A 20,951-nucleotide genomic window follows, 5' to 3' on the forward strand; every position below is an offset into this window, starting at 1 on the left:
GGAATGCGTAAATCAATTATTGCAGGCAACTGGAAAATGCATAAAACCCTGCCTGAAGCGAAAAGCTTCTTAGAGGAAATCAACGGCCTTGTACCTTCAAAGGAAGATGTTGATACAGTCGTTTGTGCTCCAGCTTTATTCTTAGAGCGACTTGTTGAAAGTGCAGAAGGCCATGACGTCGCAATCGGCGCCCAAAATATGCACTTTGAAGAAAGCGGTGCTTTCACAGGCGAAATCAGCCCGAAAGCCCTTCAGGACATTGGTGTATCTTATGTAGTGCTTGGTCACTCAGAGCGCCGTGAAATGTTCAACGAAACAGACGAAGCTGTTAACAAAAAGACTTTGGCTGCGTTCAACTACAACCTGACACCGATTGTTTGTGTCGGCGAATCGCTCGAACAGCGCGAAAACGGCGAAACAACTGAAATCGTCGGCAGCCAGGTGAAAAAAGCCCTTGCCGGCCTCACAGAAGACCAGGTGAAGCAGACTGTTATCGCTTATGAGCCTATCTGGGCAATCGGGACAGGCAAATCTTCCACTTCTGCGGATGCAAACGAAGTTTGCGCCCATATCCGCCAGGTGGTAGGCGAGGAGTTCTCAACTGCGGCAGCTGAGGCAGTCCGCATCCAGTACGGCGGAAGCGTTAAGCCGGAAAACATCAAAGAATACATGGCCCAGCCTGATATCGATGGTGCACTGGTCGGAGGGGCGAGCCTTGAGCCGAACTCATTCCTTCAATTACTGGAGGCAGGCAAGAATGAGTAAATCCCCAGTAGCACTGATTATCCTGGACGGATTCGCCCTGCGTGGTGAACGGATGGGAAACGCAGTTGCTCAAGCGAACAAACCGAACTTTGAGCGTTATTGGAACAAATATCCCCACTCTACCCTGCAGGCAAGCGGAGAAGCAGTCGGCCTTCCTGAAGGGCAGATGGGGAACTCGGAAGTAGGACACCTGAATATCGGTGCCGGAAGGATCGTCTACCAGAGCCTGACAAGGGTGAATGTGGCCATCCGTGAAGGCGAGTTTGAAAAGAATCAAACCTTTTTAGACGCAATTAACCATGCGAAGGAGAACGATAAAGCTCTCCATCTGTTTGGCCTTTTGTCCGACGGCGGTGTCCACAGCCATATCCACCACCTGTACGCCCTGCTGAAGCTTGCAGCTGATGAGGGACTGAAAAAGGTATATATCCACGGTTTCCTTGACGGCCGAGACGTCGGTCCGAAAACAGCCGAGAAATATATCAAAGAAGCACAGGAAAAAATCAAGGAATATGGAGTAGGCGAATTTGCGACCATCTCAGGGCGCTACTATTCCATGGACCGCGACAAGCGCTGGGACCGTGTGGAGAAATCCTACCGTGCGATGGTGTACGGAGATGGACCATCTTATTCCGATCCGCTTGATCTTGTCGAAGACAACTACAAAAACGGAATCTTTGACGAGTTCGTCATTCCATCCGTGATTACAAGGGAAAACGGTGAGCCGGTGGCAACGATTGAAGACAATGACTCAGTCATTTTCTACAACTTCCGCCCGGACCGTGCGATCCAGATTTCCAATACATTCACAAACAAAGATTTCAGATCCTTTGACAGGGGCCCAGGGCACCCGCAGAATCTGCACTTTGTCTGCTTCACCCACTTCAGCGAAACCGTTGACGGCTATGTAGCATTCAAGCCAAACAACCTGGACAACACGGTCGGCGAGGTTTTGGCCCAGAACAATCTTAAACAGCTGCGCATCGCTGAAACTGAGAAATACCCGCACGTAACATTCTTTATGAGCGGCGGGCGTGAAGAGAAATTCCCAGGCGAAGAACGGATCCTCATCAATTCGCCAAAAGTGGCAACCTATGATCTTCAGCCTGAAATGAGTGCATATGAAGTAACCGATGCCCTCGTGAAAGAAATAGAAGCAGATAACTTTGATGCTATCATCCTGAACTTTGCTAATCCTGATATGGTCGGGCACTCCGGAATGCTCGAGCCGACAGTGAAAGCAATCGAAACTGTGGATGAATGCCTTGGCCGCATTGTTGACCTGATCATTCAAAAAGGCGGTCATGCCATCATCACAGCTGACCATGGAAATGCAGACGAAGTTGTCACCCTTGAAGGCAATCCAATGACAGCACACACCACTAATCCGGTGCCTGTCATCGTAACAAAAGAAGGGGATGAGCTGCGCGAGGACGGAATCCTTGCTGATCTTGCCCCAACCATGCTTGACCTGCTCGGAGTTGAAAAGCCGGTTGAAATGACCGGTACAACGATTTTAAAAAAATAATTCCATTTTAAGGAGAGATTTTACTATGCCATTTATCCAGCACGTATATGCCCGCGAAGTATTAGATTCCCGCGGTAACCCAACAGTTGAAGTAGAAGTATTAACAGAATCAGGATTCTTTGGAAGAGCAATCGTTCCTTCAGGAGCATCAACAGGCGAGCACGAAGCAGTTGAGCTTCGCGACGGCGACAAGTCCCGCTACCTTGGAAAAGGTGTTCAAAACGCAGTGGACAACGTAAACAACCTGATCTCAGAAGCGATCATCGGCATGGATGTAACTGACCAAGTCGGAATCGACCGCACAATGATCGAGCTTGACGGTACTGAAAACAAAGGCAAATTGGGCGCTAACGCAATCCTTGGCGTATCCATGGCTTGTGCACACGCTGCAGCTGAATCTGTAGGCCTGCCATTATACCGTTACCTTGGCGGATTCAACGCGAAGCAGCTTCCAACTCCAATGATGAACATCATCAATGGCGGATCACATGCTGACAACAACGTTGACTTCCAGGAATTCATGATCCTTCCTGTAGGAGCTCCTACTTTCAAGGAAGCAATCCGCATGGGTGCTGAAGTATTCCACGCGCTTAAGAAAGTTCTTTCAGGCAAAGGCCTTAACACAGCAGTCGGCGACGAAGGCGGATTCGCTCCAAACCTTGGTTCCAACCGCGAAGCACTTGAAGTCATCATCGAAGCAATCAAGAGTGCCGGCTATGAGCCAGGCAAAGACATCCTTCTTGGCATGGACGTTGCTTCTTCTGAGTTCTACAACAAAGAAACAGGCAAATACGATCTTGCAGGCGAAGGCCGCACTGGCTTATCTTCAGAAGATATGGTTAACTTCTACGAAGAGCTGGTAAACGAATTCCCAATCCTTTCAATCGAAGACGGACTGGATGAAAACGACTGGGAAGGCCACAAGCTTCTGACTGACCGCATCGGCGGAAAAGTTCAGCTTGTCGGAGATGACCTTTTCGTAACTAACACTAAGAAGCTTGCACAAGGTATCGAGCAGGGCGTTGGCAACTCCATCCTGATCAAAGTGAACCAGATCGGTACACTGACTGAAACCTTCGAAGCAATCGAAATGGCTAAGCGCGCAGGCTACACTGCAGTTGTATCCCACCGTTCAGGTGAAACAGAAGATGCCACAATCGCTGACATCGCTGTTGCAACAAACGCAGGCCAAATTAAAACTGGTTCTATGAGCCGTACAGACCGCATCGCGAAATACAACCAGCTCCTTCGCATCGAAGACGAGCTTGGCGATCTGGCTGTATATGATGGACTGAAATCTTTTTATAACCTGAAGAAGTAATTCTTTTTGAGGGAGACACCAGCCTTTTGGGGCTGGTGTTTTTTTGGGTTTTGGTTTTTCGAGCTGATGCATGGTACCTGGTTGGAGTTTAGTGGCCGCGAGCAGGGCTAGTTGCTAATAAAATCCAAAAGTTGCTAATATATCCTGAAAGTTGCTAATAAATTTGAAAAGTTGCTAAAATACGGAAAAAGTTGCTAATAAACGCTTTTTACCCATTCCATCAATCTGCTGGTGCGCTGTATTTGCGCCCTTTTCCTCTGCCTGAGACCACTAAATTTGAGCTTGCTAGTATATTTGAAGCTGTATGGACGGATTCCACCCCCGCAAACTCCCGAAATCCCCCATTCGTAATCTCCTTCCCAAACAAAAGGAAGTAGTCCTTCAAAGCTGCGATATGCGCTGACTTGTCCTTCAACCCGCATTTCGGGCAAAACCAAGTACCATATACCCTTATAACCGGAATATGGCCGCAGCCGCCGCAATGGACACCCATCCTCACATTCTCCCGGCTGACTCTCATCCTGGACAGAATATCAATTTTTTCAGGTGTATGGTGTTTGATCAACAATCTAGAGGTTTTTTCAGCTCTCTCGCATCCAGGAGCGCTTGTTGATAGCGGCCGCTCAAGTCTTCTATCTTCCCAAGGAGGCGGTGGCTGTGGATGACCGTTCTGCTGATGGCTGGGGAGTTCGCTTTGAGGACAGTGGATGGTTTGCTGATAACAACGAGGGATTCGACGGGGAGAGGGATGCTGCGTTCCGCTAACCAGCGGGCCAGCTGTTTTTTATGATGTTCTGCCTGAGCGATCGGATCGGGGAAGCCTTCTTCTTTTTCATCCTGGGTGCGGATCATCTGGCTGAATTGCTTATCGAATACAAGGGTGCCAAGTATGTTTTTAACCTCCAGGATTAATGCAAAATGAGCATGCAGCACAAGTAGATCAATTTGAAAAAAGCTGCCGGACAGGCCGAGCCGCAGATCATGCAGTACCAGATACTCTTTTTCCGGCAGCATCTGCAAATAATAATCCAAAGACAATTCACCATAGTAGCCCGCCCAGCGTTTCGCAAGATCTTCCTTAACACGGTGCCAGTCAGGACTCCCTTCCTCCAGCCGGCGCAGCAGAGCTTCCAGGGCTAATATCCGCTTTGGTACTGTTAATTCTTTAACAATCATATCTTCCTCCTTATAAATGTATTATTTAATTATTTCGTCCCCCATGTCCTGTCCTCCTTCTTGAGCTGCTAACTAAATCCCCCACACCCAATGCTCCTTCCTCCACGTGCTCCAATTCATCCGGCACCGTCTTTTCCCTTCTCAAATAACACCCGCTCAATCTTCCGCAAACCAACATTGCTATTGTCCAATCCGCCAAAATATGATAAATTAAGAATAATGTGATTGTACGTTTCAGGAGGTGGACTTCATGTACACATTATTAATTACGCTGTTGATTATTGTTTCAGTTGCTCTTATAGTTGTTGTACTTCTTCAATCAGGAAAAAGTGCGGGTCTTTCCGGCGCGATTTCAGGTGGTGCCGAGCAGCTTTTCGGCAAGCAAAAGGCGCGCGGGCTTGATCTTATACTCCACCGTGTGACGATTGTGTTATCTGTACTGTTTTTTGTTTTAACAATTGCTGTCGCTTATTTTGTAAAATAATAAAGCTGCTGCCTGGCCCAGAAGGTCAGGTTTTTTATTTGCCGCTAAACGGAATATTTTTCCTTCAGCTGCCGATAAGCCGTTTTAGTGGATTGTTGGGCGCGGCTTTGCTAAAAATAAGGAAGCTGAACTTATCAAAGAAATCATTTACATAGCAAAAGGAGTTTTCAAAATGAAGATTGTTGCACCGAAACCATTTACCTTTGAAGGCGGAAAAAGGGCTGTCCTGCTTTTGCACGGCTTTACAGGCAATACTGCGGATGTCAGGATGCTTGGACGGTTTTTGCAGACCAAGGGGTATACCTGCCATGCGCCACAGTATAAGGGACACGGGGTGCCGCCTGAAGAGCTGGTCCATACCGGTCCTGAGGACTGGTGGAAGGATGTTATGGAAGGCTATGAGCTGCTGAAGGGACAGGGCTATGAAGAGATTGCAGTTGCCGGGCTTTCGCTTGGCGGGGTATTTTCCTTGAAATTAGGTTACACTGTTCCTATAAAGGGTATCGTTCCAATGTGTGCACCAATGTATATTAAGAGCGAGGAAGTCATGTATCAGGGCATCCTTCACTATGCCAGCGAGTATAAGAGGCTTGAAGGCAAATCCCCTGAGCAGATTGAACAGGAAATGGCTGAATTCAGGAAAACTCCGATGGAGACACTTAAAGCGCTGCAGGAGCTGATCGCCGATGTGAGGAATCATGTGGATATGATCTATTCCCCAACCTTTGTGGCTCAGGCCCGTCATGATGCCATGATCAATACCGACAGCGCGAACATCATCTTCAGCGAAGTGGAGAATGATAATAAAAAGCTGAAATGGTATGAAGAGTCCGGCCACGTCATCACATTGGACAAGGAAAAGGATCAGCTGCATGAGGATATATATCAGTTCCTGGAATCGCTGGATTGGACTGTTTAAATCCTTTATTTAGGAGGGATAGCATAGATGGAAAATAATATTAAGCAAATCGTGGATAAGCTTCTCCACTTTATGAAAGATGAAGCATATAAGCCACTGACCGTCCAGGAGATGGAAGAGGCATTCGGAATCGAGGATTCTTCCGATTTTAAAGACTTTGTGAAGGCCCTTGTGGTCATGGAGCAGAAAGGGCTTGTTGTCCGGACTCGGAGCAACCGCTACGGCCTGCCGGACAGGATGAATCTGATCAAAGGTAAGCTGTCCGGCCATGCAAAAGGCTTTGCTTTTGTCATTCCTGAAGAGCCTGGCCTTGATGATATCTTTATACCGCCGAATGAGACGAATAATGCTATGCATGGCGATATTGTCCTTGCAAGGGTTTCTTCTGAATCTTCCGGCCAGAGGCGTGAAGGGACGGTCGTGCGCATTCTCGAACGAGGTGTCCAGCAGATTGTCGGGACATATGTTGAAAGTAAAAATTTCGGCTTTGTGCTCCCGGACGACAAAAAGTTCACCAGCGATATTTTTATCCCGAAATCAGCTTCTAAAGGGGCAATAGAAGGACATAAGGTCGTTGTCAAGCTGACGACGTATCCGGAGGGGCGCAAGAGTGCTGAAGGGGAAGTCCTTGAGATTCTTGGCCATAAAAATGATCCAGGCGTGGATATCCTGTCTGTCATCCACAAACATGGGCTGCCGATGGAATTCCCGAAAGAAGTGCTGGAGCAGGCGAATGATACACCTGACAGCATTGATGAAAGTGAAATCAAGAACCGGCGCGATCTCCGCGACCAGACAATCGTCACGATTGACGGCGCTGATGCGAAGGACCTGGATGATGCGGTAACTGTTACAAAGCTTGAAAACGGAAACTATAAGCTCGGAGTACATATTGCCGATGTGACGTATTATGTGCGCGAGAATACACCGATCGATCAGGAAGCGGAAGAACGGGCGACAAGTGTTTACTTGGTGGACCGGGTCATCCCGATGATCCCGCACAGATTATCCAATGGCATCTGTTCCCTTAATCCGCAGGTTGACCGCCTGACCCTTTCCTGTGAAATGGAAATGGACAGCTCCGGTGAAGTGGTTAATCATGAAATCTTCCAGAGTGTCATTAAAACAACAGAGCGTATGACTTATCATGACGTTAACAAGATTTTGACCGATAAAGACGAAGAGCTGATGAAGCGCTATGAGCCGCTTGTCCCGATGTTTCAGCTTATGGAGGAGCTGGCAGCGGTGCTCCGCAAGAAACGGATGGGCCGCGGCGCCATCGACTTTGATTTTAAAGAGTCAAAGGTTCTTGTTGATGAAGAAGGAAAGCCAAGTGATGTCGTACTCCGCGAACGTTCCGTGGCAGAGCGCCTCATCGAGGAATTCATGCTTGCAGCCAATGAAACGGTCGCCGAGCATTTCCATTGGATGGATGTGCCGTTCATCTACCGTATTCACGAAGATCCGAAGGAAGATAAGCTGAGAAGATTCTTCGAGTTTATTACAAACTTCGGTTACATTGTAAAAGGCACGGCAAACTCTGTGCATCCGCGCGCCCTCCAGGAAATCATTGAAGAGGTGCAGGGTACACCTGAGGAAATGGTAATTTCGACCGTCATGCTGCGCTCGATGCAGCAGGCGAAATATGATCCTGAGAGCCTCGGCCACTTTGGGCTGTCGACTGAGTTCTATACTCATTTCACATCACCGATCCGCCGGTATCCGGACTTGGTTGTCCACAGGCTCATCCGCACCTATCTGATTGAAGGCGATTTAAGCCAGGCAACAAGAGAGCGGATGAATTCAAGGCTTCCTGATATTGCCGAGCATTCCTCCAATATGGAGCGCCGCGCGGTCGAAGCTGAAAGGGAAACAGATGAGCTGAAGAAAGCAGAATATATGGCTGATAAAATTGGCGAAGAATATGATGGCATCATCAGCTCAGTTACAAACTTCGGCATGTTCGTCGAATTGCCGAACACGATTGAAGGTCTGATCCATGTCAGCTATATGACGGACGATTATTACCGCTATGATGAACGCCATTTCGCGATGATCGGCGAGAAAACCGGCAATGTGTTCCGGATTGGCGACGAAATTACAGTACGCGTCATTAATGTCAACAAAGATGAGCGCTCCATAGATTTTGAAATCGTCGGCATGAAAGGCCCCCGGAAGCGTGATGATCGGGATGCGCCGCGAGTGTTCAAGACGGGCAGCACAGAAAAGAAGCCGCGCAGAGGCAAAGCCGGCGAAGGCCCAAAAGGACGCAGCGGCGGCTCGAAAGGCAAAAGCGGCGGCGGACCTGCCCGGAAAGAGAAAAAGCACTTTGAAAATGCGCCAAAAGCCAAGCGTAAGAAAAAGAAACGCTAAAAAGCTTGAACCCGGAGAGCCATCCAAGTGGCTCTCCTTTCCGATATAGGGTCATGATTGTTGCTGGGAGAGATTTTTGTTAAAATCAGTGTAAGAGATTGAGGGGGAAATTCATATGCCAAAGGGAACGGGCAAGGTTATCGCCCAAAATAAAAAAGCGTATCATGATTATTTTATAGAAGACACCTATGAAGCGGGAATCGTCCTGCAAGGTACAGAGATTAAGGCTATCCGGGCAGGAAGGGTGCAGCTGAAGGATTCTTATGCAAGGATCATCAGCGGGGAGGTATTCCTGATCAACATGCATGTCAGCCCTTATGAGCAGGGGAACCGGTACAACCATGATCCGCTCAGAACCAGGAAACTGCTGCTTCATAATAAAGAAATCAGCAAGCTGATCGGCGAAACAAAGGAAGCCGGCTATTCTATCGTACCGCTGAAAATGTATTTGAAAAATGGTTTTGCGAAAGTTTTAATCGGCCTGGCCAAGGGTAAAAAGAATTATGATAAACGCGAAACCTTGAAAAAGAAAGAAGCAGGCCGGGATATTGAGCGGGCATTCCGCGAACGGCAGAAAATGTAAATCCAAGACTTAACAATTGATATCCGTGCTGTATATGATATAATAAGTATTGTAGCAGTGATGCTATCTGACTTACGCTCTTCTATTTCGAGCGCTCCTGGCGTCAAACCGAGTGGCAGAATAAGATTTGCACCGGCTCTCAGCGGAAATGATGCCTTATGCACATTGCCCAATATGGGGACGTTACGGATTCGACAGGGATAGTTCGAGCTTAGGTTGCGAGTCGAGGGGATCGGCCTCGTTAAAACGTCAAAGCCTATAACTGGCAAACAACAAAACAACTTCGCTCTAGCTGCCTAATAGCGCTAAGCGGTTCCTCCCTCCATCGTCCATGTGGTAGGGTAAGGGACTCACTCTAAGTGGACTACGCCGGATTCCACCGTCTGAGGATGAAGGAAGAGAACAACCAGACTAGCTGCACGGACGCCTGTCAGCAGGCATAAGATGCAGCGAAACGCAAATATGCTGACTACACTCGTAGAAGCTTAAGTGGCGATGTTTCTGGACGTGGGTTCGACTCCCACCGTCTCCACCATACATACTTTGGTGGATTTTATACAAATTTTACACGGACCGGCCTTATGGCTGGTCCGTTTTGCGTTTTATAAAATTGTTTTAAATTTGTCAGATTTCCTGCTATTCTACTATAAAAAGGAAAAATGGACGTGATAGATTGAATATTTTTGGGAGCAACCTCGGAAAAAAAATAAAAGATTTAAGAGTCACGAGGGGGCTTAAGCAAAGTGAACTGTCTGAAGGCATTTGCACACAGGCGCAGATCAGCAAGATTGAGCGGGGGGATATCATTCCTCTTTCTTCGACTCTCTACCTTATTGCCCGAAGGCTAGGAGTGGATATTTCCTATTTCTTCGGGATGAATGGGATTGCCAGCAATGAGTATGTTGAGGATGTGCTGGAACAGCTTTATGCTGCCAGAAAGGCGCTTGATTATGACGAGCTCCGCAGAATTGTGGCCACAGAAGAAAAGAACCCGCAGGTGCTTGAAAATCCCGAGTATCACCAGGTGCTTCTCTGGAATAAAGGCATTTATACTTTTTACTTGGAAAAAGATTTTGAGAAAAGTATTAAGATCCTCCGGGAAGCGATTGATTTGACCCATAGAAATGCATCGATTTGGACGGAATCAGAACTTGAAATTCTTATTAGCATTGCACTCTTCCACCATGACGTAAAAAACTTTCAGCAAGGATTCAATGTGCTGCAGGAAGCATCTGATATTTTAAAAGGTTTACCGCAGCTTCAGAATAAAGATTTAAAAACAAAGGTAATATACAATCAGGCAAGGTGCCTTTACGACCTGGAGAGATACCAAGAGGGAATTGAATACTGCCATGAAGCAATTGAATGGTGTGTAAAAGCAAATAGAATCCGCTTTTTAGGCCAAATATATACTTACCTAAGTGGAAACTATGAAGGCTTAAAAGATTATCGCAAGGCGATTGAATATATAGAAATTGCCATCTCGGTCTTTAGGGCACAAAAAGATTCCAGATTTATTCTGTTCCTTGAAGCCGACCTTAAGAATTTGAAAGAACTGGAAGGTTCTTCCGAATAGAAAGAGAACCTGCCCTCCCGGCAGGTTCTCTTTATTATGATCGCAATCTTCTGTTCCAAGCCTCTGCCTTAGCCAGCGCAATCTGGTCTTCCTTCACCTCGCCAGGCTTGACGCCTGCGCCGATGATATAGTCTGCGAATTCCATGCCGACAAATTCAAATATGTATTCAAATTGCTGGATGAGCGGCAGTCCCTTGATTTTTGCGCTTGTGCCGCCTGTTACGGCTACATAAGCTTTTTTTCTGGCAAGCTCTTCTTTTAAATTAAAGCGCTTGTCGCGAAGATACTGTGACCATCTGTCAAAAAAATTCTTCATTGGGCCGCTCATACCATACCAGTACAGGGGAGTAGCAAACAGGATGACATCATGGCTGAAAATCAGCTCAATCAATTCGTCGTAGTCATCGTGGACCGGATCAAAGCCGCCTTCAGCATGGCGCTGGTCGTGGATGGCTTCAATATGCTTATCAGCCAGGTGAACAACAGTATGGTCTGTTCCTTCAAGAATTTTTCCTGCCAAATATTCTGAGTTGCCATTTTTGCGGGTGCTTCCCAGCAAGCATAAAGTTTTCATCGTCACATGCTCCTCACTTGTGTTCTTTTATGCTTAAGTGTAACACGGAAATACCTTATTTTCGAAGGAAAGCAAGTTTGAGGATAAGCAGAAACGTTTTGTATATAATGAGGGCAGGAGGTTGATGAGAATGGCTAATATGATCAAAACAGAAAAAGAATTCAGGGAAATAATCGGCAGCGGGGAAACAGTGACTGTAAAGTTTTTTGCGGGCTGGTGCCCGGACTGCAAACGGATGGATATGTTCATGCCGAGCGTGCTGGAGGAATTTCAGGAGTTTCCTCTATATGAGCTGAACAAAGACGAACTGCCTGATTTGGCTGCCGAATATAATGTGATGGGCATTCCGAGTCTGCTGGTATTCAAGAACGATGAAAAGCTTGGGCATCTTCACAGCGCAAATGCGAAGACACCGGAACAGGTATCAGAATACCTTGGCGAGTATTATAGCAAATAAACAAATAAAGGCCTGGAGACTGCTCCCGGCTTTTTTACTTTTTGTAAGAGAACTGAGAATTGAAGCTGGCAGTGAAAAATGCTATGTTTGGAAAAATGGGCAACAGGGTAGGTAATAGAGTTAATGGAGTGAGGTGGTTAAATTTTCCTGGGTGCAGGAGCCGCAGACAGCTCAAAAAAGGCAATAATAAAAATGGTGTTTATACATAAAGAGTAAACAGGACGATGAAAAGGAGAGAAGCCATGATAGAGTTTGAGGGTGTGACAAAAGAGTACCCCGGCGGAACGAAGGCGGTAGAGTCCCTGGATTTTACGATAAAGAAAGGGGAATTCTTCGTGCTGATCGGGCCAAGCGGGTGCGGGAAGACAACGACGCTCAAGATGATCAACCGGCTGATCGATCTCACGAAGGGAACGATCAGGATAGAGGGGAAAAGGATCAGTGAGTATGATATCCATGAATTACGATGGAGCATCGGCTATGTGCTGCAGTCAATCGCGCTCTTTCCGCATATGACGATCGAAGAAAATATCGCTATAGTCCCGGAATTGAAAAAATGGGAGCGGGAAAAGATCCGCAAGCGGGCGGCAGAGCTGCTGACTATGGTCGGGCTGGAGCCGGATGTATATTTGACGAGGAAGCCGAGCGAGCTTTCCGGCGGGCAGCAGCAGAGGATCGGTGTTATCCGTGCCCTCGCAGCCGACCCTGAAATCATTCTGATGGACGAGCCTTTCAGTGCACTTGACCCTTTAAGCAGGGAAAAGCTGCAGGATGATCTTCTGGATCTGCAGCGCAATATTAAGAAGACGATCGTGTTTGTGACGCATGATATGCAGGAAGCTCTTAAACTGGGAGACAGAATTTGCGTCATGAAGGAAGGGAAGATTGTGCAGCTGGCTGCGCCTGAGGAAATCATTGCAAATCCGGCAGATGAATTTGTGCGTGAATTTGTCGGTGCGCAGGCTGGAGCCGGCCGCGAGATTACAGCTGAAAAAATGATGAAAGCCGGATATGCCGAAAGTGTGTCTGCTGAAGCGGTCGCAGCTTCGGCCAGTTTAAAGGAAGTGCTGGAACTGCTGACTGACAGGGAAGAGATACCTGTTGAAAAAGACGGGACCATCGTCGGTTCAATCAGCCGCAGGGAAGCCATCAGGCATGTGGCGGGAAGCTTAGGAGAAAGGGGGGCTCTAAATGAATGATTTGGCCGGTGTTTTTAAAGAGAGGCAATCAGAGCTTTTCAGTGCACTCATTGAACATATACAAATCTCATTCATTGCGCTTTTCTTCGCTGTCCTGATTTCAATCCCGCTCGGAATTTATCTGACGCGGCATAAAAGAGCAGCTGAGGCGGTCATCGGCGTTACAGCGGTGCTGCAGACCATTCCTTCCCTCGCCTTGCTAGGGCTCCTTATCCCGCTGTTCGGGATCGGGAAAGTGCCTGCAAGCATCGCGCTGATCGTCTATGCACTTCTGCCGATCCTGAGGAATACGTACACAGGCATAAAAGAAGTGGAGCCTTCGCTTATTGAAGCGGCAAGGGCCATGGGGATGAACAGCTGGAAACGGCTTATTAAAGTAGAATTGCCTCTATCCATGCCAGTGATCATGGCAGGGATCAGGACGGCAATGGTCCTGATCGTCGGGACAGCAACGCTTGCAGCTTTGATCGGTGCAGGAGGCCTTGGGGATATCATCCTTCTCGGGATTGACCGGAACAATACATCCCTCATTGTACTGGGAGCAATCCCGGCAGCGCTGCTGGCCATATTATTTGACCTGCTGCTGAAAAGGTTCGAAAAGATTTCATTCAAAAAATCACTGATCCCGCTCGGGGCGATTGCCCTTGCAGCCATTGTCATCATGGTTCTGCCGTTTGTTTCAGGCAAGGGAGAAAAAGATCTCGTGATTGCCGGAAAGCTTGGCTCTGAACCGGAGATCCTGATCAATATGTACAAACTCCTCATTGAAGAGGAAACGGATATGAGCGTTGAATTGCAGCCAGGGCTTGGCAAGACTTCTTTTGTGTTCAATGCACTCCGTTCAGGTGATATTGATATATACCCTGAGTTCACAGGAACAGCCATTTCGGAATTTTTAAAAGAAACGGCAGTGAGCACAGACCGGCAGGAAGTATATGAGCAGGCAAGGGACGGCATGTCAGAAGAGTTTGAACTGGAGATGCTGGAGCCGATGGACTATAACAATACATATGCACTGGCTGTGCCGGAAGAGCTGGCTGCACAATATGGACTTGAAACGATTTCAGATGTAAAAGCGGTTCAGCAGAATATCAACCCGGGCTTTACGCTGGAGTTTTCCGACAGGGAAGATGGCTACCGGGGTATTCAAAAGCTGTATGGCATAGAGTTTCCTAATGTGAAAACAATGGAGCCTAAGCTTCGCTATAGTGCCGTTGAAACCGGCGATATCAATATGGTGGATGCCTATTCGACGGACAGTGAGCTGGAAGCCTACAATCTGAAGGTGCTTGAAGATGATAAAAATCTGTTTCCGCCTTATCAGGGGGCCCCCCTTTTAAAGAAAGAGACGCTTGATGATCATCCGGAAATCGGGGATGCTTTGAACAAGCTGGCAGGAAAAATCACAGATGACCAGATGCGGGAAATGAACTATAAAGTCAATGTTGATGGAATGAGTGCTGAAGATACAGCCAGGGAATTCCTGAAAAATGAAGGGCTTATAGAGTAGAGGGCATACTGAATCAGGTGACCGGCAGCCCCGCGGGTTCCATTTAAAAGCGTTTAAAATGCCTTTATACGGGAATAGACTATTAAGTGCTACTTAATCAGAAACACTAGTCTCACTTTACAAATCTCACAGGAGGTGGTTAGAGTGGCACAGGATGTATTATGTGAAGTAGTCAATTGCAAGTTTAACCGCAACGGCAGGAAATGCGGGGCGGATGAGATTTTTGTCGGGGCGATCACCGGAAAGAAAGCGAGCACCAATGAAGAAACCGACTGTAAAACTTTTGAGCCTCAATAAGCACTATGGCAGCCTTGGATGAAGGCTGCCGCTACATAACGGCCTGCCGGACAAAAGTCCAGGCAGGTTTTTTCTGATTACAACTAAACAAAATTCCATCTTTCCGGTTTATATTCTTTTTCTATCCGGGTTATGGTACCATTAAAGCAAAAAATTAACCTGGTGAATATAATGAACTCAGATATTTTCAGCTATATGGTTCTGATCTCTGTATCCGGAGTCCTGACAAGCATTTTGGGCATATATGCCTTTGCTAAAAGAAAGACCTTTTCAGCCGGCAAAACCTTTGTCTGGATAGCGGTTACCTCGGCCATCTACATATTCGGGCATGCTTTTGAACTGACAGCTGATTCGCTGGCAGAAATCAAGTTCTGGATTGCCTTTCAATATGCGGGCCTGCCCTTTATTTCCCCTATCACATTAGTCATGGTCATGAGATTCACAGGTTTGGACAGATATTTGACCACCTTCAATCTTATTCTTTTATACACCATTCCTTTCATCAGCATGGTTATGGTGGTGACAAATGATTGGCATGGCCTTTTTTACACCGGATATCATCTGCACCGGGAGGGGTCATATCTGCTTGTAGATATGGATGTTGGCTTTTGGTATGTGATTCATGGCAGCTTTACCTTCGGCAGCCTTTTTGCAGGGGCTTGCATGGTTGTATGGTATTGGAAGAGGGCAGGATTCGCCTACAGAAGGCAGCTGATGACCATGTTCGCGGGACTGACGATCCCCATGACAGCCTCTTTCCTTTATTTAATGGGATATTCCCCTTACGGCATGGATCCTGTTCCGATGGTGATGTGCCTGACATCCTTTTTATATTTGCGCGCCTTTTTTATGGACAGGCTGACAGCCGCACCGATCGCAAAGGAACGGGTCTTTGAAAGCATGAGAGATGGTGTTCTCGTTTTTGCCCAGGATGATGGACTTGTGGACTTTAACCCGGCTGCAGAGGAAATGCTGCCAGGGCTTGATTCCAGCTCAATCGGTGAAAATATGAAGGTAGTTCTCCAGCCGGCTGCAGCATATTCAGGGACCGGGGCTGATGGCGGCAGCTATTCCGGCATCCATAAACTTGAGAGCGAGGCAGAAACTTATATCCAGATTCATTCTTTCCCGATAAAAAAAAGCAGCGGGGAGTTGGCCGGTACTACGGTGATCCTCAGCGATATCACCCAGGAAGTACTGCTAAGGCAGAAACTGGAGGAGCTTGCTTTTAAAGATGGGCTGACAGGCATTTATAACCGGACCTATTTCATTGAGCAGAGCGGCAGGCTTCTTAAGGAAGCGGAAGCTGCCGGGGGAACCATGTCAGTCATTTTGTTTGATATCGATTATTTTAAGAATATCAATGATCAGTATGGGCATCTGCAGGGCGATGAAGCGCTTCGGCATATAGCGCGGGTCAGCGGAAGCCTGCTGGGGGGAGGTTCAATTTTTGCACGCTACGGAGGAGAGGAATTTGTCATCTGCCTTCCTGGTGCCGATCTAGAATCAGCGGCTGATCAGGCAGAAAAAATCAGGGCCGGAATCGAAGAGGTTTTTCTGCCTTCTGAAACGGGAATGATTTCACTGACCGCGAGTTTTGGAGCGGCAGAAGCAGCACCGGGAATGACGCTCGAACGGCTGCTTCACAATGCAGACACTGCTTTATATCAATCAAAAAATGGAGGCAGAAACAGAGTTACATGCTGCGAATCACCTGTTTCCGTATCCTAGCCTGGCTGCCTTCATGGCGGCCTTTTTTGGTTTATTAAGCCGGGACTGAAATTGCGGTAAACGTGCTGGATTCCAACAAGGAAGAGCTGGCTGATGGTGATTAATTGGCAAATAAATGGCGTGGCGTGCAGATGAGTTAAAAAAGAGTCTGTTTAGCAGGGGGGATATTCAATCGGCAGAATATTTGGCCGATTCGGTAGAACCCTTGCCCAATTTGGTAGAATATATGCTCAATTGGTGAAATTAAAGTCGGATTTGGTAGAATCCATGTCCGTTTGATTAAAAACAATAAATAAGCTGGCAGATATTGTGCTGTGTTTTTAAATCGCAGCTTCATTCACTAAGAAACCACTGAAAATTGAATTCAGCATCAAGTTAAAACAGTCGTTATTTCAAATAAATTTGAAAAACTGTGTCATTTATGTTTACAATTAAATAGAGATGGGTAAAAAGTTGGACTATATAAAGGAGGGAAGGCTACAAAGAATTATTGCTATTGGGATTTCATTTTTTTGCATCAGCCCTGTTTAGGGCAGGCAGCTCTGGCGGTCTCCACCGCATCATGCTGCTGAGTATTTGGGAACGGCGAACGCCTGCTCAATACATTGATTTGCTGAATCCGCGATTTTATGGCCAAAATCCTCAGCGCCATATAAGGCAAATCAATCTTTCAGGATCTACCTGTCTTTGAAATTCCCGCATTTATCTGCATCTGCTAATCGCAGAACTCTTGTCTAATACCATTTTGCAAATCCAATAGTATACACCTGGCTGCTTATGATGCTACAGTCTGCTTTTTTTCTGTGCGTTCATTCAAGCTGCCTGTTTTGGGCATGTTAATCCTAGCAGCACTAGATAATGAAAGAGGCGTTGATTATTGATTACGTTTAAGCATGTAGGAAAGAAATATCCGGATGGCTTTGTTGCCCTCAAGGATATCGATTTCCATATAGAAGAAGGGGAACTGGTTGCCCTGATCGGGCCGAGCGGCTGCGGAAAGACGACAACCATGAAAATGATCAACCGGCTTATTGAGCCGTCCAGCGGCCAGATTTTTATCAATGGAGAGGATATATCCAAAAGGGATCCTGTGAAGCTGCGGAGGGATATCGGCTATGTGATCCAGCAGATCGGCCTGCTTCCCCATATGACCATTGAAGATAATATTACACTTGTCCCGCGGTTGAAAGGCTGGGAAAAGGAGCAGTACTCCGATAAAGTGGACGAATTACTGGAGCTTGTCGGCCTGGATCCAAAAGAGTACAGGACCCGGTTCCCCGGCGAGCTTTCGGGCGGGCAGCAGCAGCGTGTCGGCGTTATCCGCGCCCTGGCGGCAGAACCGCCCATCATCCTTATGGACGAGCCTTTCAGCGCACTGGATCCGATCAGCCGTGAGCAGCTGCAGGATGAGCTGGTCAAGCTGCAGGAAACCATCAAAAAAACCATTGTGTTTGTCACCCACGACATGGATGAAGCCATTAAAATCGCCGACCGGATTGCCATTTTAAAAGACGGCGAAATCATCCAGTTCGATACGCCGGAAAGAATTCTGCGTTATCCAAAGAATGAGTTTGTCAAAGGCTTCATTGGCGAAGACCGCCTGAATGATGCTGAGAATGGGCAGCCTGCTGCTGCTGACCTGATGCTCAGGAAGGTCATTACAGCCCGTCCCGGCAGAGGTCTGGCACAGGCCTTGAAAACGATGAAGACATATAAAGTTGACTCCCTTTTTGTAGTGAATGGCGAGAATGAGCTCCTCGGCATCGCAACCATTGATGATGTCGAAAAATATTACGCCGAGGAAGAAAAGACGCTTGGCGATATTATGAGCGCGGACTATCAGTCAGTGCTTGTTGATGCACCTTATAATGAGGTTGCTGAGCTGTTTGCCAAAGGGTCCCTTTACATTCCCGTCCTTGAGGGCGGAAAGCTTGCCGGGCTTATCACAAGGTCAACGATGATGAGAGGTCTGGCGGGGATGAAAATTTCATCACCGGCTGAAGGGGGCACTATAAATGAATGATAATTTCTTTGTACTCGTTGTTGATATTTTTAAAAATAGATGGCCTGAAATTCTGGAAGCCCTTCAGCAGCATTTATTTTTGTCGGTTGTTTCCATTGTGATAGCAGCAGCCATATCCCTGCCTTTGGGCATCTTTATTTCGCGGAGGAAGAAGCTGGCTGAGCCGATCATCGGCATTACATCCATCTTCCAGACGATTCCGAGCCTTGCGCTGTTCGGATTCTTGCTTCCCTTGTTCGGGATAGGAAATGTAACGGCGATCATCGCCTTGACTGTGTATGCTTTGCTGCCTCTTTTAAGAAATACATATACCGGCATCAATGGTGTAGACCAGTCTGCCGTTGAGGCAGGACGCGGCATGGGGATGACGAGCAACCAGATCCTCAGGATGATTGAGCTTCCCCTTGCATTGCCAATCATCATGGCAGGACTCAGGACAGCAGCCGTTCTGACAATCGGTGTGGCGACCCTCGCCGCCTTCATTGGGGCAGGCGGTCTTGGGGACTTGATATACAGGGGCCTTTCCACTGCCCGCAATGAGCTTGTGCTTGCAGGTGCGATACCGGCAGCCGTCCTTGCGATTGTGATTGATTTGATCCTGAAAAGAATTGAAATTGCCACCGACCCGCGCAGAGGCAAAAAGGTGAACTGGAAGAAGTTCTCCTTAGTCCTCATTCCTATTGCTGCGCTGGCATTGTTCTTTGGACTGAGGGGAGGCAATGAGGAAGATACCATTGTCCTCGGCGGGAAGAGATGGACAGAGCAGTATATCCTCCCTCATATCCTTTCTGAATATATCAAAGATCAGACAGATTATAATGTCAGGGTGCAGGAAGGGCTCGGCGATACCCCGATCCTGACCCAGGCACTTCAAAAAGGCGATATTGATATGTATGTGGATTATACGGGGACGGGTCTCCTGACGATCATGAAGGAATCCTATAATCCGGAGGACAGCCCTGAGGATATATATAACAAAGTAAAGAAAGGCTACAGCGAAGAATATCAGCTGGAGTGGATGGAGCCTTTAGGATTCCAGAACACATACGCCCTTGCAGTCAATCAGGAAACCGACAGCGAGTATGGTGCTGAAAAAATTTCCGACCTTTCTCCTGTGTCCTCGGAGCTCAGATTTGGCGGCCCTGCTGATTTTTACGAGCGTGAGGATGGATTTACTGCTTTCACTGAGACGTATAATCTCGATTTCAGCGAAAAGCGGACATTGGATGCAAACCTGATGTACTCCGCTGTACAGGAGGGGGAAGTAGATGCCATCCCTGCTTTTACCACAGACGGGCGGATTGTCCGCTTCGGCCTGAAGGTGCTTGAAGATGACAGGCAATTCTTCCCGCCATACTATGCAGCACCAATCATCCGCCAGGAAACACTGGCAAAATATCCAGAGCTTGAAGAAGTCATCAACAGGCTCGGCAACCAGATTTCCGAGGAAGAAATGGCTGAAATGAATGCCAGAGTCGACCTCGACAAAGAAAACCCGCGCGAAGTAGCAATCGACTTCCTGAAACAGAAAAACTTAATCGACTAAGCAAATAAAAGACAGCAGGGGTACGGAATAATCTCATTCCGTGCCTCTTTTTTTGTTTAGTGATTGTTCAATAGCCTTGGTTACATAGCTAAACGAGTTTCAAAAAACTTGGTGATTGCAGTGGAAGGCACGAAGACTCCAGCGGGATTGCAGCGGAAATGTTGAAACCCCGCAGCGCGCAGCGTGAGGAGGCTCAACTCCGCCCCGCGGAAAGCGAAGTGCCTGGAACGGAAATCAACACCCATAACAAGCAGATACCTGAAAAACCTCTTTTTTTACAGAAATAGTCTAATTATAGGAAATCCATTTGAGTTCAATTTTTACTCAAAAACTCCCCCTTGACAGAAAAATACAATTAAGATAAATTAGTTAAAGTGTTGAATTATTAAAGGGTAGAACTTTATAGCGGGAGAGGTGAATAATGCATGCCGCATGAGAATATAAAAGACTTAGTGGACCGGTACATATCCGTTTCCTTCTCAGTAAACAAGACGGGCGAAAACCTGGTAAAGTGCCAGCTAGGGGATGAACTGACGAATGACCAGCATTACACGCTCAGATACATCCACCATTCAGAGAACTGCACGTCAACAGAATTGGCTGAGGTGTTCGATGTCAAAAAAAGTGCGATCACGGCCATCATTAACCGACTGTTTGAGAAGGGCCTAATCGAACGGACCCGTGATGAAAAAGACCGCAGGGTCGTGTACTTGACGCTTTCTGAAAAAGGCAGGGAGCTTTTTTCGGAAACGGAAGAACGCATCAACAAGCTGGTTGAATCTTTTATCAAAAAATTTGACCAGCAGGAGATAGAGCAGTTTATCACAACCTATGAGAAACTGGGCAGTATTCTGCTTGAAATTAAAGATCAACAGGTGGAGGAATAGGC

The 20,951-nt window shown here is 47.2% G+C and carries 19 protein-coding genes and 1 other RNA gene; 17 read left to right on the forward strand and 3 right to left on the reverse strand.

Features of this window, described 5'->3' with window-relative positions; translation table 11 throughout:
- The first annotated feature begins 3 nt into the window (after window positions 1-3).
- The 3 genes from tpiA to eno are packed head-to-tail and all read left to right on the forward strand — an operon-like array spanning window position 4 to window position 3,614.
- A complete protein-coding gene (gene tpiA, locus ABU165_RS20860) occupies window positions 4-765 on the forward strand; it encodes a triose-phosphate isomerase (RefSeq protein WP_009793077.1) in 762 nt (253 codons plus the stop codon).
- Complete coding sequence (gene gpmI / locus ABU165_RS20865) at window positions 758-2,293, forward strand: 2,3-bisphosphoglycerate-independent phosphoglycerate mutase (RefSeq protein WP_009793078.1); 1,536 nt, start codon at window positions 758-760, stop codon at window positions 2,291-2,293. The genes tpiA and gpmI overlap by 8 nt, the downstream gene beginning before the upstream one ends.
- A 25-nt stretch (window positions 2,294-2,318) precedes the next feature.
- Window positions 2,319-3,614, forward strand: coding sequence for a phosphopyruvate hydratase (gene eno / locus ABU165_RS20870; RefSeq protein WP_009793079.1), 1,296 nt, complete (start codon window positions 2,319-2,321; stop codon window positions 3,612-3,614).
- A 220-nt stretch (window positions 3,615-3,834) separates the two neighbouring features.
- Here the strand turns inward: eno and ABU165_RS20875 are convergent, their stop codons facing one another.
- A complete protein-coding gene (locus tag ABU165_RS20875) occupies window positions 3,835-4,107 on the reverse strand; it encodes a hypothetical protein (protein ID WP_318060808.1) in 273 nt (90 codons plus the stop codon).
- A gap of 68 nt (window positions 4,108-4,175) precedes the next feature.
- Entirely contained in the window at window positions 4,176-4,790 is a 615-nt protein-coding gene (locus ABU165_RS20880; RefSeq protein ID WP_318060807.1) for a nuclease-related domain-containing protein, read from the reverse strand.
- A 250-nt stretch (window positions 4,791-5,040) separates the two neighbouring features.
- Here ABU165_RS20880 and secG point away from each other — a divergent pair, with 250 nt between their 5' ends.
- The 6 genes from secG to ABU165_RS20910 all read left to right on the forward strand — a co-directional run bounded on the left by secG (window position 5,041) and on the right by ABU165_RS20910 (window position 10,725).
- A complete protein-coding gene (gene secG / locus ABU165_RS20885) occupies window positions 5,041-5,274 on the forward strand; it encodes a preprotein translocase subunit SecG (protein ID WP_009793081.1) in 234 nt (77 codons plus the stop codon).
- A gap of 172 nt (window positions 5,275-5,446) precedes the next feature.
- Window positions 5,447-6,193: an alpha/beta hydrolase gene (locus tag ABU165_RS20890; RefSeq protein ID WP_318060806.1), complete on the forward strand. Its 747-nt coding sequence runs from the start codon at window positions 5,447-5,449 to the stop codon at window positions 6,191-6,193.
- A 27-nt stretch (window positions 6,194-6,220) separates the two neighbouring features.
- On the forward strand, window positions 6,221-8,566 hold the full coding sequence (gene rnr, locus ABU165_RS20895; RefSeq protein ID WP_318060805.1) for a ribonuclease R: 2,346 nt from the start codon (window positions 6,221-6,223) through the stop codon (window positions 8,564-8,566).
- A 115-nt stretch (window positions 8,567-8,681) separates the two neighbouring features.
- Window positions 8,682-9,149 carry an SsrA-binding protein SmpB gene (gene smpB, locus ABU165_RS20900; RefSeq protein WP_009793084.1) on the forward strand — a complete coding sequence of 156 codons (468 nt, stop codon included), beginning with the start codon at window positions 8,682-8,684 and terminating at the stop codon, window positions 9,147-9,149.
- Window positions 9,150-9,325: 176 nt separating this feature from the next.
- Window positions 9,326-9,684: a transfer-messenger RNA gene (ssrA, locus tag ABU165_RS20905) on the forward strand.
- Between the two features lie 138 nt (window positions 9,685-9,822).
- Window positions 9,823-10,725 carry a helix-turn-helix domain-containing protein gene (locus ABU165_RS20910; protein WP_318060804.1) on the forward strand — a complete coding sequence of 301 codons (903 nt, stop codon included), beginning with the start codon at window positions 9,823-9,825 and terminating at the stop codon, window positions 10,723-10,725.
- A gap of 34 nt (window positions 10,726-10,759) precedes the next feature.
- On the opposite strand, the gene ABU165_RS20915 is transcribed toward ABU165_RS20910, so the two are convergent.
- Window positions 10,760-11,299: a flavodoxin family protein gene (locus tag ABU165_RS20915; RefSeq protein WP_318060803.1), complete on the reverse strand. Its 540-nt coding sequence runs from the start codon at window positions 11,297-11,299 to the stop codon at window positions 10,760-10,762.
- A gap of 130 nt (window positions 11,300-11,429) precedes the next feature.
- On the opposite strand from ABU165_RS20915, the gene ABU165_RS20920 reads away from it, so the two are divergent.
- From ABU165_RS20920 to ABU165_RS20955, 8 genes are all read left to right on the forward strand, one after another.
- On the forward strand, window positions 11,430-11,756 hold the full coding sequence (locus ABU165_RS20920; protein WP_009793089.1) for a thioredoxin family protein: 327 nt from the start codon (window positions 11,430-11,432) through the stop codon (window positions 11,754-11,756).
- A 242-nt stretch (window positions 11,757-11,998) separates the two neighbouring features.
- Window positions 11,999-12,955, forward strand: coding sequence for an osmoprotectant update ABC transporter ATP-binding subunit OpuFA (gene opuFA, locus ABU165_RS20925; protein WP_101549506.1), 957 nt, complete (start codon window positions 11,999-12,001; stop codon window positions 12,953-12,955).
- Entirely contained in the window at window positions 12,948-14,465 is a 1,518-nt protein-coding gene (opuFB, locus tag ABU165_RS20930; RefSeq protein WP_318060802.1) for an osmoprotectant update ABC transporter permease/substrate-binding subunit OpuFB, read from the forward strand. Before opuFA ends, opuFB begins: the two co-directional genes overlap by 8 nt.
- A gap of 144 nt (window positions 14,466-14,609) precedes the next feature.
- Window positions 14,610-14,762 (forward strand): DUF1540 domain-containing protein, encoded by a 153-nt coding sequence (locus ABU165_RS20935; protein ID WP_009793092.1) that lies wholly within the window; start codon window positions 14,610-14,612, stop codon window positions 14,760-14,762.
- Window positions 14,763-14,933: 171 nt separating this feature from the next.
- Window positions 14,934-16,493, forward strand: coding sequence for a histidine kinase N-terminal 7TM domain-containing diguanylate cyclase (locus tag ABU165_RS20940; RefSeq protein WP_318060801.1), 1,560 nt, complete (start codon window positions 14,934-14,936; stop codon window positions 16,491-16,493).
- Window positions 16,494-17,370: 877 nt separating this feature from the next.
- On the forward strand, window positions 17,371-18,516 hold the full coding sequence (locus ABU165_RS20945) for an ABC transporter ATP-binding protein (protein WP_318060800.1): 1,146 nt from the start codon (window positions 17,371-17,373) through the stop codon (window positions 18,514-18,516).
- Window positions 18,509-20,062 carry a glycine betaine ABC transporter substrate-binding protein gene (locus ABU165_RS20950; RefSeq protein WP_224949702.1) on the forward strand — a complete coding sequence of 518 codons (1,554 nt, stop codon included), beginning with the start codon at window positions 18,509-18,511 and terminating at the stop codon, window positions 20,060-20,062. Before ABU165_RS20945 ends, ABU165_RS20950 begins: the two co-directional genes overlap by 8 nt.
- Before the next feature lie 425 nt (window positions 20,063-20,487).
- Window positions 20,488-20,949 carry a MarR family winged helix-turn-helix transcriptional regulator gene (locus ABU165_RS20955; protein ID WP_009793098.1) on the forward strand — a complete coding sequence of 154 codons (462 nt, stop codon included), beginning with the start codon at window positions 20,488-20,490 and terminating at the stop codon, window positions 20,947-20,949.
- The last annotated feature ends 2 nt before the right edge of the window (window positions 20,950-20,951 follow it).

The sequence above is a fragment of the Cytobacillus sp. T106 genome, from assembly GCF_040492155.1.
Classification (GTDB): Bacteria; Bacillota; Bacilli; order Bacillales; family Cytobacillaceae; genus Bacillus_AB; species Bacillus_AB infantis.

Excerpts from the sequence above, each read along its gene's own strand:
- tpiA (WP_009793077.1), top strand. The coding sequence starts at position 4 with ATGCGTAAATCAATTATTGCAGGCAACTGGAAAATGCATAAAACCCTG.
- rnr (WP_318060805.1), top strand. The coding sequence starts at position 6,221 with ATGGAAAATAATATTAAGCAAATCGTGGATAAGCTTCTCCACTTTATG.
- ABU165_RS20890 (WP_318060806.1), top strand. The coding sequence starts at position 5,447 with ATGAAGATTGTTGCACCGAAACCATTTACCTTTGAAGGCGGAAAAAGG.
- eno (WP_009793079.1), top strand. The coding sequence starts at position 2,319 with ATGCCATTTATCCAGCACGTATATGCCCGCGAAGTATTAGATTCCCGC.
- ABU165_RS20920 (WP_009793089.1), top strand. The coding sequence starts at position 11,430 with ATGGCTAATATGATCAAAACAGAAAAAGAATTCAGGGAAATAATCGGC.
- ABU165_RS20955 (WP_009793098.1), top strand. The coding sequence starts at position 20,488 with ATGCCGCATGAGAATATAAAAGACTTAGTGGACCGGTACATATCCGTT.
- opuFA (WP_101549506.1), top strand. The coding sequence starts at position 11,999 with ATGATAGAGTTTGAGGGTGTGACAAAAGAGTACCCCGGCGGAACGAAG.
- ABU165_RS20875 (WP_318060808.1), bottom strand. The coding sequence starts at position 4,107 with ATGGGTGTCCATTGCGGCGGCTGCGGCCATATTCCGGTTATAAGGGTA.
- ABU165_RS20950 (WP_224949702.1), top strand. The coding sequence starts at position 18,509 with ATGAATGATAATTTCTTTGTACTCGTTGTTGATATTTTTAAAAATAGA.
- gpmI (WP_009793078.1), top strand. The coding sequence starts at position 758 with ATGAGTAAATCCCCAGTAGCACTGATTATCCTGGACGGATTCGCCCTG.
- ABU165_RS20915 (WP_318060803.1), bottom strand. The coding sequence starts at position 11,299 with ATGAAAACTTTATGCTTGCTGGGAAGCACCCGCAAAAATGGCAACTCA.
- smpB (WP_009793084.1), top strand. The coding sequence starts at position 8,682 with ATGCCAAAGGGAACGGGCAAGGTTATCGCCCAAAATAAAAAAGCGTAT.
- ABU165_RS20940 (WP_318060801.1), top strand. The coding sequence starts at position 14,934 with ATGAACTCAGATATTTTCAGCTATATGGTTCTGATCTCTGTATCCGGA.
- secG (WP_009793081.1), top strand. The coding sequence starts at position 5,041 with ATGTACACATTATTAATTACGCTGTTGATTATTGTTTCAGTTGCTCTT.
- opuFB (WP_318060802.1), top strand. The coding sequence starts at position 12,948 with ATGAATGATTTGGCCGGTGTTTTTAAAGAGAGGCAATCAGAGCTTTTC.
- ABU165_RS20880 (WP_318060807.1), bottom strand. The coding sequence starts at position 4,790 with ATGATTGTTAAAGAATTAACAGTACCAAAGCGGATATTAGCCCTGGAA.